The organism is Bosea sp. F3-2, from assembly GCF_008253865.1.
Classification (GTDB): Bacteria; Pseudomonadota; Alphaproteobacteria; order Rhizobiales; family Beijerinckiaceae; genus Allobosea.
Genome location: NZ_CP042331.1, coordinates 4,626,543 through 4,643,376, shown reverse-complemented (window position 1 = coordinate 4,643,376; position 16,834 = coordinate 4,626,543). Strand labels below are relative to the sequence as shown.

The window sequence follows — 16,834 nt, the reverse complement described above, 5'->3', positions numbered from 1 at the left end:
CTGACAAGATGAGGGGCCCGTCCTTCACGAGATGCTCGGGTCAAGCCCGAGCATGACGGTGGTGCCATTCACCAAGCAATCGCCTTCTCCCCCTGTTCCGCCAGCCAGGCATTCGCCCGGCTGAACGGCTTCGAACCGAAGAACCCCCGCCTTGCTGACAACGGCGAGGGGTGAGCGCTGGCGATGACGAGATGCCGGCTCTCGTCGATCAAAGGCCGTTTCGCCTGCGCCGGCGCGCCCCAGAGCAGGAAGACGGCATGAGGCCGCCCCCGCGAGACGGCTGAGATCACGGCATCGGTGACCTTTCCCCAGCCGAGCGTAAGATGCGAACCCGCCTTGCTCGCCCCTTCCCGCACCGTCAGCGCGGTGTTGAGCAGCAGCACACCCTGCTTCGCCCAGCGGGTCAGATCGCCGTCGGACGGCGCCGCTCCCCCGAGATCCTCCGCCCGTTCCTTGTAGATGTTGACGAGCGAGCGTGGCAGCGGCGGCGGGCCGACATAGGAGAAGGCGAGCCCATTGGCATGGCCGGGCGTCGGATACGGGTCCTGCCCGAGGATGACGGCGCGGACCGCGTCGAGCGGAGTCAAAGCCAGAGCGGCGAAGACGCGCTCCGGCGCCGGCGCGACGACATGGCCGGCCGCCCGCTCGGCATCAACAGTCGCGCAGGCGCGCGCCGCGTCTCCGCCAGCGGCGAAGACCGGCAGCTCCCGCCAGCCCCTGGAGTTCCCGCTCGCAAGAAAGGCCGCGAGCGCGTCGGTGCAGCTCACTTCAGGACGGCCCGGCCCTCGACCTTGGCATCGACCGTGCCGAGCCGGCGCAGATAGACCATCACCTCGTTCGCCATCAGCTTGCCGTCGGTGAGGCCGATCACCATCTTTCCGCGACCCAGCGCCGAATAGCCGTCGCCGCCGTCCAGCATGAAGTTGTTGGAAGCGACCGTGTATTTGCCGGCCGGATCGATCGGCTTGCCGTCGACGGTGACCGCGATGACGCGCGAGCCCTGCGGCTGCTTGAGATCAGCCTCGAACTTCAGGCCGGAAACGACGGGAAAGCGGCCGGCGCCCTGCGGCGCATCGCGCAAGCCGTTTTCGATCGCGTCCTTCACGTCCTTGCCGGTGATCTCGACCATCACCGTGGCGTTGCCGAAGGGCAGTTCGCTCAGCACATCGCGGCGCGTCAGCTTCTGCCCGGCGGCATATTGCTTGTTCGCACGGATGCCTCCGGCATTGGTGATGGCGAGCTGGGCGCCGGTCGCGGCCCGGATCGCGTCGGCGATCAGGTTGCCGATCGCCGTCTCCTGCGTGCGGATGACGCCGGTGCGGGAATCGAGCGGCGCGGCGAGCGTGGCGATGTCGACGTCGAGCTCCTTCGACAGCTCCGCCTCGTAGCCCTTGACGATGGCTGCGACATCCGGGTCCGGCGTGGCCGAGCGGGAATCGTTGACGCGGAAGGTCGGTGTCCACGACACCTGCCGCGCCGCGCCCTCGCCCTTGATGCTGACGGCGATGTCGATGGCGGTGACGTAATTGCCCTCCTCGTTCGACTCGACCATCACGACCTTGCCGTCATAGGCGATGGCGAGATCGTGGTCGTGGCCGGTGAGCAGGATGTCGACGACGCGTGAGCGCACGATCTCGTAATCCATCGCCCGGTCGGCATGGACGACGGCGACGAGGATGTCGGCGCCCTGCCCCTTCAGCGTCTTCGCTTCGCGGCGCAGCGCCTCCATCGTCGACGAGAACTTCAGATCGCCCGGATTGGAGAGCTGCGGGGTCGGATCGAAGGTCGTACCGATGACGCCGACCTTGATGCCACCGAGCTCGAAGATCTGCGAATCCTTGTGGTGCGGCAGCACGCTTCCGCCGGCATCGCGCAGATTGGCGGCGAAGGTCGGATAGGTCTGGGCCGCGACGAGCTTGAGATAGTTCTCCTTGCCGAAGTCGAATTCGTGGTTGCCCGGCACGAAGACGTCGATGCCCATCTTGTTCTGCATGGCGACGATATGCGCGCCCTGATCGAAGCCCGACATCAGCGAGGGCGAGTAGCAGTCGCCGGCATGGCAGAAGAGCAACGGCACGCCCTTGGCACGCTCGGCCTTGGCGATGCCGGCGGCGCGGGCGAAGCCGCCGCGCCCCTTGTCGTCGCTCATCTTGTAGATGTCGTTGAGCAGCAGCAGCGTGAAGCTCGGCGCCGGCTGCTGCGCCATCGCCACCGGGGCGGTCGCGGCGAGCGTCGCTGGCGCCGCCAGGACGCCGAGAGCCTTGCGGCGGGTGAGCTTCGTCATGGCAGGGCGCCCCTCAGGTCTTGAGAACGGCTCCAGACTAGCAAGAGTTGCGCGGCACTGACCAGAGGCCAGGCCGGCCTGAACAGCCGTTGTCGGCGATGTCGCACCCCCGCTCTTCGACAGGCTTCAAGGCTGGACGAAAGCGCGAACTCGTCTAAATCACGAGGCTAAGGAGAGCATGCGCTCATGACTGCTGACATCGCCGCGGCGCCCGGCCGCGAGGCCGCTTCCCTGCCGCCCGACCATCCCAAGGTGCAATACGGCCGCATCGGCGTGCTGTTGATGAATCTCGGCACGCCCGAGGGCACCGGCTACTGGCCGATGCGCGCCTATCTCAAGGAATTCCTGTCCGATCGGCGCGTCATCGAAGAGCCGCGCTGGAAATGGTGGCCGATCCTCAATCTGATCATCCTGTCGACGCGTCCCGGCCGAAAAGGCAAGGATTACGCGTCAATCTGGAATAACCAGCGCAACGAGGGTCCGCTCAAGACCATCACCCGTTCGCAGACCGAGCAGCTCGCCGAGCGCCTGAAGCCGCTCGCCGGCGACCGCGTCGTCTTCGACTGGGCGATGCGCTACGGCTTGCCCGATGTGAAGAGTCGGCTGAAGGCCCTGCTCGACCAGGGCTGCGACCGCATCCTCCTGGTGCCGCTCTATCCGCAATATGCCGCGCCGACCTCGGCCACCGCTTGCGACCAGGCCTTCCGCGCGCTGATGCAGATGCGCTGGCAGCCGACGGTACGCGTCTCGCCACCCTATCACGACGATCCCGTCTATATCGGTGCGCTCGCGCGCTCGATGCGCGCTTCGCTGGCCAAGCTCGATTTTGAGCCCGAGGTCATCCTCTGCTCCTTCCACGGCATGCCGAAGGAATATCTGCTGAAGGGCGACCCCTATTACTGCCAGTGCGCCAAGACCTGGCGCCTGCTGCGCGCCGAGCTCGGCCTCTCCGAGGAGCGTTTCCCGCTGACCTTCCAGTCACGGTTCGGGCCGGACGAATGGCTCAAGCCTTATACCGACGAGACGGTGAAGGCGCTGGCCCAGGCCGGGAAGAAATCGATGGCGATCGTCGCGCCGGGCTTCTCGGCTGACTGCCTGGAGACGCTGGAAGAGCTCGACGGCGAGAACCGCGAGATCTTCCTGCACAATGGCGGCGAGAAATTCGCCTACCTGCCCTGCCTCAACGACTCCAGCGAGGGCGTCGACGTCATCGCCGAGGTCGTGCAGCGCGAGCTGATGGGCTGGCTCTGAGCTAGCCTTCCCCCGCGACGAAGCGCGCCGCGCTTTCGGCCACCGGCCGCGCCTTCAGGATGCGACGGTGTCCGAGCCCTTCCGTCGCCTCAAGCGTGACGAACTTCCCGGCTTCCGCCAGCGCCTGCGCATGATGGAAGCCGAGTTCGCGGTCCTGCCTGTCGTGGATCACCAGGGTCGGCAGCCCGATTGCCTCGAGCTGCAGCGCCCCTTCGAAGATCTCGACCGGATTGCCGGCCACGACGTGGATGCGCCGCTCCAGCGCGGCCTGGCCACGCCGGCCGAGGCCGATGGTGGCGCCGAACTGGCGGGTGATCTCGGTGATCGAGGACGGAGCGGCGATCAGCACGAGGCGCTCGGTGCTGACCGGCGGCTGCCCCCTGACCGAGCCCGCCAGCGCCGCGAGCGCAATCGCACCGCCGAAGGAATGGGTGACGATCGCATGCAGCGGCCCGAACACTCGCGCCACGGCCGCAAGGCTTGCGACGCCAAGCGGGATGTTGAGCTCGCGCCCGGTCGAGGCGCCATGGCCCGGCAGGTCGAAGGCGACGACCCGAAAGCCCTCCGCCAGCAGCGGTTCGACGAAAGCGCTCATCGAGGCCGCCTCTCCCGTCCAGCCATGGACCAGCAGCGCGGTGCGCGTCGGCACGACCATCTCGGGCTCGAAGACATAGGCCTGCACGCTCCCGCAGGGGAACGGGATCGCGCGTCGGCTCGCTTGCCGGAGCCTCATTGCGGTCGGATGTTCGGCTGATTTTCCGTTTCCGTTTCGCTTCGGCGGCCTCGGCGGGGTACAGAACAAGCGGAAGGCCAGCCGGCCGGTCGCGGACGGAGCCATGAAGCTCGCGGCCCGGACCAGCGGGCGCATGTAGCGGAGGGCGGAAGCGGTCATGGCACAGACCCTGTCTTGTTCAGTGCTGAACGAGTATGTTCAGCCATGAACAAAAAGCAAGAAATTTCCGCGCCGACCTCTTCCAATCAGACGCAGATCCTGCCCTGGGATCTGCCGCGCTTCCGCAACTGGGTCGCCGTCGCTCGCGCGCACAGCCTGTGGGAGAAGGTCTTCACCGAGGCGCTGGCGCCCCTCGACATCCAGCTCGCGCATTACGACGTGCTCGCCAACATCTTCCATGCGCCGGGCCTTTCGCAGCAGGCGCTGGCCGAGAAGCTGCTGGTCGGACGCAGCGCGATGAGCATGCTGCTGCCGGTGCTGGAGCGCCGTGGCCTGATCGAGCGGCGCAACGACGAAACCGACAAGCGCCTGCGCCGGCTCTGGCTCACGCCCACAGGCGAAGCGCTGACCCGCCAGGCGATGGCGATCCACGTCGCCGAGATCGAGGCGATGATGACGGTGCTCAGCGATGAGGAATGCAACGCCGCCGGCGAGGCGATGCGCCGCGTCGCCAAGGCGCTCGAAGCGCGAACGGCCGGGCGCTGACGCACCCGGCCGTCTTGGCAAGCAGATCGATCGATCTCAGGCCTGCTTTTCCTCGCCGAAAGAGGAGATGCCACCGTGCTTGGACGACCAGCTCGCCGGATCGTTCAGGAAGCTTTCGACCTCGGCCAGCACCTTCGGCTCGAAATGGCCGCTCTCCTTGGCGACGGCGAGCACGTCCCACCAAGTGGTCAGGTAGTGCAGGTTGACGCCGATCTCTTCCATGAGCTCGCGGCTCTTCGGGAAGATGTCGTAGTAGAACAGCACGAAGCAGTGCTGGACGTCGACGCCGGCATTGCGCAGGGCCTGGCAGAAATTGACCTTGCTGCGGCCGTCGGTCGCGAGATCCTCGACCAGCAGCGTGCGCGCGCCCTCGACCACCGAGCCCTCGATCTGGGCGTTACGGCCGAAGCCCTTCGGCTTCTTGCGCACATACTGCATCGGCAGCGCGAGGCGGTCCGATATCCAGGCGGCGAAGGGGATGCCGGCCGTCTCGCCGCCGGCGATGGTGTCGAGCGACTCGTAGCCGATGTCGCGCACGATCGTGGTGGCGGCGAAATCGATCAGCGTCGAGCGCAGGCGCGGATAGGAGATGATCTTGCGGCAGTCGATATAGACCGGGCTCGCCCAGCCGGAGGTGAAGAAGAAGGGCTTGTCGCTGTAGAAGTGAACTGCCTTGATCTCGAGCAGCATCTTGGCCGCTTCGCGCGCGATCACGGCCCGGTCGGTAGGGGTGAACAGATTGGGCATGGCGCGGTCTCTCCGGGCTGAGCGACGCCGCTCGCCGGGGACGGCAAGGGCGCAGGGGCAGGTCGAATTGGCAAACGGCCTCTTCTGATCGTCCCCGCCCGGCAGGTCAATCCCCATGCCGCGATTTCCACCATGGCCCGCGGACAGGCATCGCACTGTCGACGAAGCCACAGGCGCACATGTTTCCCGACACATCCACAGGCTGATTCGAGGCCAATCATTGCGCCGGCTTCAGCCGCGTGACATGGCGAACCGACACCACGCATTTGAGCGCGCCTCGATCAGGCATGCGGCTCAGCATCGTTTCGGCCGGGCGAGAACGAGGGGCTTTGAACCATGAGCGATCGGACAGCATCTGCCGCCGCACTGTCAGCGCCGACAACGGTCGACAGCAAGGCCCGCAAGGCGCTGTGGGGCGCCGCCATCGGCTATGCGATGGATGGCTTCGACCTGCTGATCCTCGGCTTCATGCTGCGCGCCATCTCGGCCGACCTGCAGCTCAGCCAGGCCCAGGCCGCCTCGCTGGTCACGGCGACGCTCGTCGGCGCCGTGCTCGGTGGCATCGGCTTCGGCATGCTGTCGGACCGCATCGGCCGCGTTCGCGTCCTGACCTGGACGATCGTCCTCTTCGCCGTCTTCACCGGGATGTGCGCACTGGCCCAGGGCTATTGGGACCTGCTGCTCTACCGCACCATCGCCGGCCTCGGCCTCGGCGGCGAATTCGGCATCGGCATGGCGCTCGTCGCCGAGGCCTGGCCGGCCTCGAAGCGCGCGCGTGCCTCGTCCTATGTCGGCCTCGGCTGGCAGGTCGGCGTGCTCGCCGCGGCAATCGCCACCCCGATCCTGCTGCCAGCGATCGGCTGGCGCGGCATGTTCGCCATCGGCATCCTGCCGGCGCTCGCCGCCTATTTCATCCGCCATTCGCTGCACGAGCCGGAGGTCTTCGTCGCCCGCTCCAAGGATCGGCCGAAGGAATCGGCGCTGCGCCTGCTGGTCAAGGACTGGGACACCGCCAAGCTCAGCCTCGGCATGGTCATTCTCTGCTCAGTCCAGAACTTCGGCTATTACGGCGTGATGATCTGGCTGCCGAACTACCTCGCGACGCGGTTCGGCTTCGCCCTGACGCAGTCGGCGGTCTGGACGGCGGTGACCATCGCCGGCATGGCGGTCGGCATCTACGCCTTCGGCCATATCGCCGACCGGATCGGCCGCCGCCCGGCCTTCTTCGGCTACATGCTCGGGGCTGCCGTGATGGTCATCGTCTATTCCCGGCTGACCGACCCGATGCAGCTCCTGGTCGCCGGCGCGGTGATGGGCTTCTTCGTCAACGGCATGCTCGGCGGCTATGGTGCACTGATCAGCGAGCTCTTCCCGACGGCGGCCCGCGCCACCGCTCAGAACGTCCTGTTCAACATCGGCCGCGGCGTCGGCGGCTTCGGCCCGGTCGTGGTCGGGACGATCGCGGCAGCCTATGGCTTCCAGACCGCCATCGCGCTGCTCGCAACCCTCTATGTCCTCGACATCTTCGCCATGTGGCTGCTGATCCCCGAGCGGCGCGGCGCCGAGCTGCTATAAGCCGCTCTCGCCGCGGCATCGCGCTACCGCGCGCGCGTCGTACTGACACCCGCAACACCGAGACGTGCCCGCAACCAAAGCGGGCAAGCCAGCACCGCCTCCAGATACATTTGTGTCATCAAACATTCATTTGTATGATCCAAGGCAGCCGCCGCTGCCCCCGACGTGACGGAGGCAGGACGCTGCCCCGTTGGGCCAGCGTGTTCCGGAGGGAGCCATGCGGCGGGTCATACAGATTTCCGATACCCATCTCAGCCCGACCAAGCAGCATTTCGCCTGCAATTGGGGGCCGCTGACGACCTGGCTGGCCGCCAAAGCGCCCGATCTGATCATCCATACCGGCGACGTCACCGTCGACGGGGCGGATATCGACGAGGACATGCGTCATTGCCGCACGTTGCTCGACACGCTCGGCGTGCCTGTGCTCAGCATCCCCGGCAATCATGACGTCGGCGAGGCCTATCATCCGCATCAGCCGGTCAACGACACACGCCTCGCGCGCTGGCGCAGCCATATCGGCGAAGACTTCTGGATTCGCGACATCGAGGACTGGCGGCTGATCGGCCTCAATTCGATGCTGTTCGGCAGCGACGAGGCCGAAGAGCAAAGGCAGCTTGCCTGGCTCGACCGGCAGATCGCCGAGGCGCAGGGGCGCCGCATCGGCTGGTTCCTGCATCGGCCGCTTTTCATCGAGACCCCGGACGAAGGCGACAAGGGATATTGGAGCGTTCCTCCCAAACCTCGCGCACATCTCCTCGATCTCGTGCGCCGCAACGAGGTCGCCTTTGTCGCCAGCGGCCATCTCCACCGGGCCCATGACTTCGCGATCGAAGGCACGCGTTACATCTGGGGACCGTCTTCCGGCTTCGTCGTCGGCCCCGAGCTGCAGCCCGGCATGGCCGGGACGACCACGCTCGGCGCTGTCTCCTACGCTTTCGATGGCCGGGATTTCTCCGCCGAGATCATCGAGATCGACGCGCTGAAGACGCTCTGGATCGATGACGTGATCCACGAGGTCTACCCGCCGCGCGCCGCCTGATCCGCACGCTTGGCCGTGCTTGAGCGGTCGAGCACGACACGCCCAACGAAGAGCCCTGAGGCCACAGAGAGGCGAACGACATGGCCAAGGTCACGCTGACCTCCATCGCCAAATCCTTCGGTCCGACGAAGGTCCTGGGGGGTGTCGATCTCGACATCGCCGATGGCGAATTCCTGACGCTGGTCGGCCCATCCGGCTGCGGAAAATCCACCCTGATCCGGATCATCGCCGGATTGGAGCATCAGGACGGCGGCAGCGTCGCCATCGGCGGCAATCGTGTCGACCATCTGCGCCCGCATGAGCGACGCGTCGCGGTGGTGTTCCAGTCCTATGCGCTCTATCCACATATGAGTGTCGGGGCCAACATCGCCCTGCCGCTGACCATGTCGCGGTTGCAGCTCTGGCAGCGCCTGCCGCTGCTGCGGCTTCTCTCGGCCCAGCGCCGGTCGGTGATGCGCGGCATCGAATCCGATGTCGCGGCGGTGGCATCCCAGCTCCAACTCGCCCATCTGCTCGATCGAAAGCCGGCTCAGCTCTCGGGCGGGCAGCGCCAGCGCGTGGCTCTGGGGCGCGCCATGGTGCGCAACCCCGACGTCTTCCTGATGGACGAGCCGCTTTCCAATCTCGACGCCAAGCTGCGTGTCCATATGCGCACGGAGCTGGCCGAGCTGCACAAGCGCCTCGGCGCGACCTTCATCTATGTCACCCACGACCAGGTCGAAGCGATGACGATGTCGGACCGGGTCGCGATGATGGATTCGGGCTCCGTCCTGCAGCTCGGCACGCCCTCGCAGCTCTACGAGAAACCAGCTTCACTGAAGGTTGCACAGTTCATCGGCAGCCCGGCCATCAACCTGCTGCCGGCAGTAGTGATTGCTGGCGGTCGCCTCGAACTCTTCGGCCGGCCACTGGCGCTCACTGTCCCGCTCGCACAGGGACAGGCAGTGGCGCTCGGCATCCGGTCCGAAGCGCTCTCGCTCGTCCATGGCGAGTCCGGCGGCAGCGACCGCGCCTCGTTCTCCGCCCGCCTGCGGCGCAAGGAGAATCTCGGCTCTGAGTACATCCTGCATTTCGACCACGCCGGGCACGACGCCGTGAGCGTGACGATGCGCGCGACACCTGCCGTCGCGGCAAGCGTGAACGAAGCCTCCGAAGTCACGCTCGGCTTCGACGAGGCCGCAGCCCATGTCTTCGCTGCCGATGACGACCGCATCGAGCCGTGCGGGCAGGGCGTCGCGACGGCGGCCTCCGTCGTGCCGCTGAGGGCCTGAGCATGACGCTCGCCGTCGCATCGTCCGCTGACTTTCCCCCGGCCGAGCGCCGCAGGCTCCGGATCGAGCGCCTGACCGGCCTCGGCTTCGCCTTGCCGGCCTTCATCCTGCTGCTGCTGACGATCCTCGCGCCGCTCGCGGTGCTGCTGCTGCTCAGCGTCACCAACTACGAGTTCGGCGCCGTCGATATGGACTGGATCGGCTTCGCCAATTTCCAGAAAGCGTTGGCCGATCCCGTGATCCGGCGCTCGCTGGTCAACACGCTGATCTATGTCGCCATCGTCGTGCCGGGCGGCGTGCTCGGCGCGCTGCTGATCGCCGTGCTGGTGCATCGGCGCCGGCGCACCCGCTCGCTTTACGAGGTCATCTACTTCCTGCCGGTGACCTCGACACTGATCGCCATGGCAACGGTCTGGCAGTTCCTGCTCCATCCGTCGCTCGGGCCGGTCAACGGCCTGCTGAAATGGCTGGGCCTGGGGCCAATCGCCTTCCTCAGCGAGCCTTCGACGGCCCTGGCGACGCTGGCCGTGATCGGCATCTGGCAGCTCATCGGCTTCAACATGATCCTGTTCCTCGCCGGGCTGACCGCGATCCCGCGCGATCTCTATGAGGCCGCCGATATCGACGGCTGCTCGAGCGGGATCGACCGCTTCCTGACCATCACCTGGCCGCTGCTCGGCCCCACGACCATGTTCGTCCTCGTCACGACGATGATCACCGCCTTCAAGATCTTCGACACGGTGGCGGTGATGACGCGCGGCGGTCCGGTCGGCTCCACCGAGGTGCTGCTCTACAACATCTATCTCGAAGGCTTTCAGTACTTCCACACCGGCTACGCCGCGGCGCTGACCTTCATCTTCCTCGCCTTCATCCTCGTCTTCTCGGCCGTGCAGACCTTCACCCTCGACAAGAAGGTGCATTACTGATGACCGACCTCGCGCTCTCCGCCGCGCCGGCCACACCCGTCCATTCGGTGCTGCGCCGCTTCCTCTCGCTTGTGCTGATCCATGGCGTGCTGATCGCCGGCGCGATCTTCATGCTGGCGCCCTTTATCTGGATGCTGGTGACCTCGATCAAGCCGCCGGCCGAGATCTTCAGCGCCGAGATCTCGCTCTGGCCCAAGCAGTTCTACGGCCTGCAGAATTACGGCTTCGCCATGGAGAAGGCGCCGCTGCTGCGCTTTGCGCTCAACGGCATCATCCTCTGTGCCGGCATCCTCGTCGTCCAACTGCTCGTCGCCATCCCCTGCGCCTATGCGCTGGCGAAGCTGAGCTTCCCCGGGCGCAACACGCTCTTCGTGCTGGTGCTGCTCGGCCTGTGCATCCCGGTGCAGGTTCCGGCGATGCCGCTTTACATCGCGCTCGCCCAGCTCGGCCTGCTCAACACCTATTTCTCGATGATGGTGCCGTTCTTCCTCTCGGTCTTCGCCATCTTCCTGTTCCGTCAGTTCTTCCGCAGCTTCCCCGACGACATCATCAACGCCGCCCGCCTCGACGGCATGAGCGAGTTCGAGATCGTCTGGCGCATCGTCACGCCCAGCGCCTGGCCGGCGATCGCCGCCTTCTCGGTCTTCTCGGCAGTGGCGCACTGGAACGACCTCTACTGGCCGCTGATCGTGATCTCCGATGCCAAGCTCGCGCCGCCGCCGCTTGGGATGATGTTCTTCGCCGATGCCGAGACCGGATCGAACTACGGCGCGCTCACCGCGGCGGCGACGATCCTGACCGCACCGCTCGTCATCGCCTTCCTCGTCGCGAGACGCAGGTTCATCGACGGCATCACCATGACGGGGGTGAAGTAGCCGCTCGCGCGCCGCTGCTGCCCCTCCCAAGAGTTCACGCCTGAAGCATCGCAACCCGACAGCCCCACTGCCCCCTGCCAAGGAGATCACGCATGAAACCTCTCGGCAAAGCGCTGGCCGCAGCAGCGCTCACCCTCTTCGCCTCGACGGCGGCCAGGGCCGAGCAAGTCACGCTCGACGTGCTCTACGCCTTCCCGGCCTTCGCCAAGTTCCACGAGCCGATCGCCGCGGAATTCATGAAGAAGCACCCGGATATCAAGATCAATTTCCGGGCGCCGGCGGCGAGCTATGACGAGGGGCATCAGGCGATGCTGCGTCAGTCCGTCACAAACCAGCTGCCGGACGTCTACTATTCCGGCTTCCACCTGCTGACCGAGCTGGTCGAGACGCTCGACAAGCGCAAGCAGGTCGTCGATCTCGGCCCGCTGCTCAAGGCCGAGCCGGAGGCCTGGCGCAAGGCCAACTATTCCGATGCCCTGCTCTCGCTCGGCCAGGTCGCTGGCAAGCAGGCGGGCCTCGCCTTCAACGCCTCGACGCCGCTGATGTATTTCAACGCCGATCTGGTGAAGCAGGCCGGCGGCGATCCCGAGAAGATGCCCGACAACTGGGCCGACATCGTCGCGCTCGCCAAGAAGATCCGCAGCGGCGACACCGCTGGCCTCGCCTACAACATCCATGACTGGCCGGATGATTGGCTCTGGCGCGGCATCATCCTGCAGGGCGGCCACTCCATGCTGGCCGCGGACGGCAAGAAGGTCGCCTTCGGCGGCGCGGTCGGCGAGACGGCTCTGACGACGCTGCGCAGCCTCGTCACCGATGCCGGCATGCCGCTGATCGACTGGGATCAGTCGCGCCAGCAGTTCATCGCCGGCAAGATCGGCATCTTCTTCGACACCCCTGCCCGGCTGCGCCAGGTCACCGACCTCGTCGGCGAGCGCTTCCCCCTGAAGACCGCGCTCTTCCCCGTCGACGACAAGGCCAAGGGCAAGCTGCCGACCGGTGGCAACGCGGCGATCATCACCGCCAGGGATCCGGCCAAGCAGAAGGCGGCCTGGGAGTTCATCAAGTTCGTGACCGGACCGGAAGCCCAGAAGATCGTCGTCGAGACCGCCGGCTACATGCCGACCAATCTGCGCGCCGGCGAGGACGCCTTCCTCGGCCCGTTCTACAAGGCGAACGCCAATTTCCGCACGATCAACGGCCAGGTCTCCCGCGCCGCGCCGTGGGAAGGCTATCCGGGCGGCAACTCGGTGCGCATCTGGCGTCAGCAGCGCGAGGTCATCGCCGGCGTGATGCGCGGCGAGATCCAGCCCAAGGCCGGTATCGAGCGCATCGTCTCCGAGACCGAAGCCCTGATGAAGTGAGCCGAGATCTCGGCCATTGATCGGACCGCCCGGCCGCGCGGCCGGGCGGTCGCATACTTCTCCATTCCCGGACATCCCCCCGATGATCATCGCCCAGCTCAGCGACTTCCACGCCCGGCCGCATGGCCGGCCCGCCTACGGCTTCATCGACACCAACGCCGCGATCGGGCGTGCCGTCGATGCCGTGCTCGCGATGCAGCCGCGGCCGGACTGCGTGCTGGTGACCGGCGATCTCACCGATTGCGGCCTGGCCGAGGAATACGCGATCGTGCGCGAGCAGCTCGCCCGATTGCCGATGCCGGTCTATGTCGTGCCTGGCAATCACGATCGTCGGGAGAATTTCGTCGCCGAGCTTTCCGAGCAGCATGATTATCTGCCGAAGGCAGGCTTCCTGAACTATGCGATCGATGCGTTTCCGGTCCGGCTGATCGGGCTCGACACCCTCGTGCCGGGTGAGAGCGGCGGCGCCCTCAGCGCGGAAAGCGAGGCCTGGTTGGCGCAGACGCTGGCCGAGGGCTCGGGACGGCCGACGCTGATCTTCATGCACCACCCGCCCTTCCGCGTCGCGGTCGATGGCATGGACGGCATCCTCTGCCGCGTCTCGCCCGGCTTCGCCGGCCTGATCGCCCGACACCCCGAGATCGAGCGCATCGTCTGCGGCCATTATCACCGCCCGATCCAGCGGCGCTTTGCCGGGACGATCGGGTACGTTGCGCCCGGAACCGCGCATCAGGTCGCGCTCGACCTGCGGCCTGGAACCGAGAATCAGATGATCATGGAGCCGCCGGCCTTCGCCGTGCATGCTTGGGATCCGGAAGCCGGGCTGGTCAGCCATCTGCAGCCGATCGGCGATTACGGAGCGCCGCGCCCCTTCACGCTCGATCCAGCCTATCCGGGCCAGCCGCAGGCCGCGCTTGCCGATGCCTGAGCCGCATCTTTCGCCCCTGCTCGATCAGGCAGACGCGCTGGCGCGCGAAGCCGCCGCTCTGCTGGTCCGGATGCAGGGCGAGCAACTCGCCGTCACGCGCAAGGAGCTGCGCGACGTCGTGACCGCGGCCGACCTCGCCTCCGAGCGCCTCGTCATCACGGGCCTTCGCCACCTGACGCCCCAGGCGGCCATCCTGTCGGAGGAAGCCGGCTTCTCCGGCTCCGCCAAGGCGCCGCGCTGGATCATCGACCCGCTCGACGGCACGGTGAATTTCGCCTCCGGCCTCCCCTGGTTCTCGGTCACCATGGCCTATCAGGAGGAAGGCCGCACGGTGCTGGGCCTGACGCATGCGCCGCTCGCCGGCCTCGTCGCGCGCTACGCCGAGGGCGCGATCGCGACCATCAATGATCACCGCGCCATGGTGTCGGAAACGAAGAGTCTCGCCGATGCGGTGGTCTCGATCTGCCTGACCTCGCATTACTCGCCGGAGGAATCGGAGCGGACCTGCGCCGTCATCCGGCGGCTGTCGGGCTTATGCCGCGGCGTCCGTGTCATCGTCTCCGGCGGACTTGAGATGTCGCTCGTCGCGGCGGGGAAGCTCGATGCCTTCATCGGCCTGAAGGCCGATATCGTCTCGCATGCCGCGGCCCTGCCTTTGGTCCGCGCCGTGGGCGGCAAGGTGACGACCGTCGCCGGTGTCGATTCTAGAGACGACGATCTGGAGAAGGTCGCGTCGAACGGCCTGATCCATCACGAGCTTCTGGACGCGATCCGGAGCGCCTGACCGCGCCGGCCCGATCAGCCCTTATGCAGCGCCAGCGCTGCCGCGGCGGCGTCCTCATCCGTGATCAGGACGGAAGCGAGCCCGGCACGCAGCGCAGCCGCGATCACCGCCGCCTTGTTCCGCCCGCCGGATGCCAGGATCACGGTCGGAATGCGGCGCAGCTCCTCAAGCGGCAGGGCAATCGCGCGGCGGTTGATCGGGTGATCGATCTCCCGGCCCTCGCGATCGATGAACTGGCCGAGCATGTCTCCGACTGCGCCATGCGCGGCCAGTTCCTCCGTCCCGACGTCGCGGGGAAGCCCGTAACGGACCATCAGTGAACGCGCGCTCAGATCGCCGGCGCTGAGGATCGCGACATCGGTGGCGCGGATGCGCGCGAAGGCGGCTTCGAAGACATCCTGCGCCATGATCGTATCGCGCGATTGCGGCGTCCCGGCATAGATCGGCGCGGCGAGGTAATGGCACTCCGCCTGCCAGAGTTGGGCAAACCGGCTGGCGATCTCGAAGGTGTTGATCTCGATGCCGTAGGTCAGCCCGCCCATCATCGAGCTGACCGCGAGACCCCGGTACTGCCCGGCCCGCACATGCCGGATCGTCTCCCGCAGGGTTCCGCCCCAGCCGACACCGAAGATACCGGAGGGTTTCTCCTCGACGATGCGGGAGACGAACTCGCCCGCCGCCTTGCCGATCTGCGCATAGGCCTGCTCGCCATCGTCCGGAGCAGGCACGACGATCGCCTCCCTGAGACCGAACGCCTCGACGAGCTGCTGCTCCAGCCGCACGCAGCTCTCCAGCCGCGAATTGATCGTGATGTTGACGAGCCCGCTGCTGCGCGCCTCGACCAGCAGGCGATTGACCCTGAGCCGCGTCATCTTCAGGCGGTCGGCGATTTCCGCCTGGGTCAGGCCTTCCATATAGTAGAGCCAGGCTGCTCTCACCTGGATCTGCGAATCCTCCGGCATCACGGCATCCCGATCGACTGTCTTCGGCGCTTCCGTCAACCTGCGTGCCGGGGGCACGTCGATCGCCGAAACGGCGCTATCTCACGAGACTTACATTGCTTTCCCGGTGCTTCACAATGCGAAGTCCGCGGCGCCCACAGTGCGCGCAGCGAAGGGTGTCGATCAGCCCGGAATGATGGAAGGTATGATCGACCCCCCTGATTTCAGATCCCAGGATTGCGGACCCGAACCGGCAGAAAGAGCATAACGTCAGATTATAGCTGATCTCGAACAAAGCATATGAAGAATGGAAGGCAACGATCTAAGGCTGTGACACGGGCCGACACCGATAAGGGCAGCCTTGGCGAAAGCCCCGCTCGAACGCGACATCAACGTCGAAAGGGATCGCAGAGCGCGTCCGGGCGGCCCTCAACCTTCAGCCGATCAGGAATGCCCGTGCCACGCATTGTCACAGTCGCCGCCGCTCAATTGGGCCCGATCCAGCGGGCCGATAGCCGCAAGCAGGTCATCGAGCGCATGATCGCGCTCATGGAGGCGGCCAAGGCGCAGGGCGCGACCTTCATCGTCTATCCCGAGCTGGCGCTGACCACCTTCTTCCCGCGCTGGTACAGCGAGGATCGCGCCGAGGCCGACCACTGGTTCGAGCGCGCGATGCCCGGCCCGGAGACGCAGCCGCTCTTCGACAAGGCGAAAGCGCTCGGGATGGCCATGAGCTTCGGTTATGCCGAGCTCACCCCGGAAGGGCGCCACTTCAACAGCTCGATCCTGGTGGACCGCGCGGGCCGGATCGCCGGCAAGTACCGCAAGGTGCATCTGCCGGGCCATGCCGAGTTCGACCCCGAGCGCGCGCATCAGCATCTCGAGAAGCGCTATTTCGAGCCCGGCGACCTCGGCTTCCCCGTCTGGGAATTCGAGGGCGGGCTCTTCGGGATGGCGATCTGCAACGACCGGCGCTGGCCGGAGACCTATCGCGTCATGGGCCTGCAGGGCGTCGAGATGGTCGTGCTCGGCTACAACACTCCCTCCATCAACTCGCAATCGCCGAACGAGACGGCGGCGGATCGCCTCTTCCACCATCGCCTGTCCGTTCAGGCCGGCGCCTACCAGAACTCGACCTGGGTCGTGGCCGTGGCGAAAGCCGGCACGGAAGATGGCCACCACCTCTTCGCCGGCACGCTGATCGCGGCGCCGGACGGCAAGATCGTCGGCGAACTCGACCATGAAGACGATGGCGTGCTCGTCCGTCCCTGCGATCTCGACGACACCCGCTTCGGCAAGGCGACGATCTTCGATTTTGCCCGCCATCGCCGCGTCGAGCATTACGGCCTGATCACCGAGCGCACCGGCGTCGGCGCCCCCCTCGGAAAGGCGGAAGGCGCCTGAGCGCCCT

At 66.4% G+C, this 16,834-nt stretch carries 16 protein-coding genes; 11 read left to right on the top strand and 5 right to left on the bottom strand.

All coding sequences use genetic code 11. The features are described from left to right. Positions 1 to 68 precede the first annotated feature (68 nt). Complete coding sequence (gene ung, locus FQV39_RS21445; protein ID WP_149132137.1) at positions 69 to 767, bottom strand: uracil-DNA glycosylase; 699 nt, start codon at positions 765 to 767, stop codon at positions 69 to 71. Next, positions 764 to 2,284 carry a bifunctional metallophosphatase/5'-nucleotidase gene (locus FQV39_RS21440; RefSeq protein WP_149132136.1) on the bottom strand — a complete coding sequence of 507 codons (1,521 nt, stop codon included), beginning with the start codon at positions 2,282 to 2,284 and terminating at the stop codon, positions 764 to 766. The genes ung and FQV39_RS21440 overlap by 4 nt, the downstream gene beginning before the upstream one ends. 186 nt (positions 2,285 to 2,470) lie before the next feature. Between FQV39_RS21440 and hemH the strand changes: the two genes are divergently transcribed. After that, complete coding sequence (gene hemH, locus FQV39_RS21435; protein ID WP_149132135.1) at positions 2,471 to 3,535, top strand: ferrochelatase; 1,065 nt, start codon at positions 2,471 to 2,473, stop codon at positions 3,533 to 3,535. Between the two features lies 1 nt (position 3,536). Here hemH and FQV39_RS21430 read toward each other — a convergent pair whose 3' ends face one another. Continuing rightward, positions 3,537 to 4,217, bottom strand: a complete 681-nt coding sequence (locus FQV39_RS21430) for an alpha/beta fold hydrolase (RefSeq protein WP_187640008.1) — start codon at positions 4,215 to 4,217, stop codon at positions 3,537 to 3,539. A gap of 225 nt (positions 4,218 to 4,442) precedes the next feature. Here FQV39_RS21430 and FQV39_RS21425 point away from each other — a divergent pair, with 225 nt between their 5' ends. Next, a complete protein-coding gene (locus FQV39_RS21425; RefSeq protein WP_248313101.1) occupies positions 4,443 to 4,973 on the top strand; it encodes a MarR family winged helix-turn-helix transcriptional regulator in 531 nt (176 codons plus the stop codon). 36 nt (positions 4,974 to 5,009) lie between these two features. Here FQV39_RS21425 and FQV39_RS21420 read toward each other — a convergent pair whose 3' ends face one another. After that, entirely contained in the window at positions 5,010 to 5,720 is a 711-nt protein-coding gene (locus tag FQV39_RS21420) for an orotate phosphoribosyltransferase (protein WP_149132133.1), read from the bottom strand. Positions 5,721 to 6,056: 336 nt separating this feature from the next. Here FQV39_RS21420 and FQV39_RS21415 point away from each other — a divergent pair, with 336 nt between their 5' ends. The 8 genes from FQV39_RS21415 (at position 6,057) to FQV39_RS21380 (ending at position 14,482) form a co-directional block, all read left to right on the top strand. Further along, positions 6,057 to 7,295, top strand: coding sequence for an MFS transporter (locus tag FQV39_RS21415; protein ID WP_149132132.1), 1,239 nt, complete (start codon positions 6,057 to 6,059; stop codon positions 7,293 to 7,295). Between the two features lie 217 nt (positions 7,296 to 7,512). Next, on the top strand, positions 7,513 to 8,334 hold the full coding sequence (locus FQV39_RS21410; protein ID WP_149132131.1) for a metallophosphoesterase family protein: 822 nt from the start codon (positions 7,513 to 7,515) through the stop codon (positions 8,332 to 8,334). An 80-nt stretch (positions 8,335 to 8,414) separates the two neighbouring features. Continuing rightward, positions 8,415 to 9,605, top strand: coding sequence for an ABC transporter ATP-binding protein (locus FQV39_RS21405; protein WP_149132130.1), 1,191 nt, complete (start codon positions 8,415 to 8,417; stop codon positions 9,603 to 9,605). A gap of 2 nt (positions 9,606 to 9,607) precedes the next feature. Continuing rightward, positions 9,608 to 10,531, top strand: a complete 924-nt coding sequence (locus FQV39_RS21400; RefSeq protein WP_149132129.1) for a carbohydrate ABC transporter permease — start codon at positions 9,608 to 9,610, stop codon at positions 10,529 to 10,531. Further along, on the top strand, positions 10,531 to 11,406 hold the full coding sequence (locus FQV39_RS21395; RefSeq protein WP_149132128.1) for a carbohydrate ABC transporter permease: 876 nt from the start codon (positions 10,531 to 10,533) through the stop codon (positions 11,404 to 11,406). Before FQV39_RS21400 ends, FQV39_RS21395 begins: the two co-directional genes overlap by 1 nt. A gap of 92 nt (positions 11,407 to 11,498) precedes the next feature. Beyond that, positions 11,499 to 12,770 (top strand): ABC transporter substrate-binding protein, encoded by a 1,272-nt coding sequence (locus FQV39_RS21390; protein ID WP_149132127.1) that lies wholly within the window; start codon positions 11,499 to 11,501, stop codon positions 12,768 to 12,770. 82 nt (positions 12,771 to 12,852) lie between these two features. Further along, on the top strand, positions 12,853 to 13,698 hold the full coding sequence (locus FQV39_RS21385) for a phosphodiesterase (RefSeq protein ID WP_149132126.1): 846 nt from the start codon (positions 12,853 to 12,855) through the stop codon (positions 13,696 to 13,698). Beyond that, a complete protein-coding gene (locus FQV39_RS21380; RefSeq protein ID WP_248313444.1) occupies positions 13,691 to 14,482 on the top strand; it encodes an inositol monophosphatase family protein in 792 nt (263 codons plus the stop codon). Before FQV39_RS21385 ends, FQV39_RS21380 begins: the two co-directional genes overlap by 8 nt. 14 nt (positions 14,483 to 14,496) lie before the next feature. Here FQV39_RS21380 and FQV39_RS21375 read toward each other — a convergent pair whose 3' ends face one another. After that, positions 14,497 to 15,444 carry a sugar-binding transcriptional regulator gene (locus tag FQV39_RS21375; protein ID WP_149132124.1) on the bottom strand — a complete coding sequence of 316 codons (948 nt, stop codon included), beginning with the start codon at positions 15,442 to 15,444 and terminating at the stop codon, positions 14,497 to 14,499. A gap of 435 nt (positions 15,445 to 15,879) precedes the next feature. On the opposite strand from FQV39_RS21375, the gene FQV39_RS21370 reads away from it, so the two are divergent. Then, a complete protein-coding gene (locus tag FQV39_RS21370) occupies positions 15,880 to 16,827 on the top strand; it encodes an N-carbamoyl-D-amino-acid hydrolase (protein WP_248313100.1) in 948 nt (315 codons plus the stop codon). The last annotated feature ends 7 nt before the right edge of the window (positions 16,828 to 16,834 follow it).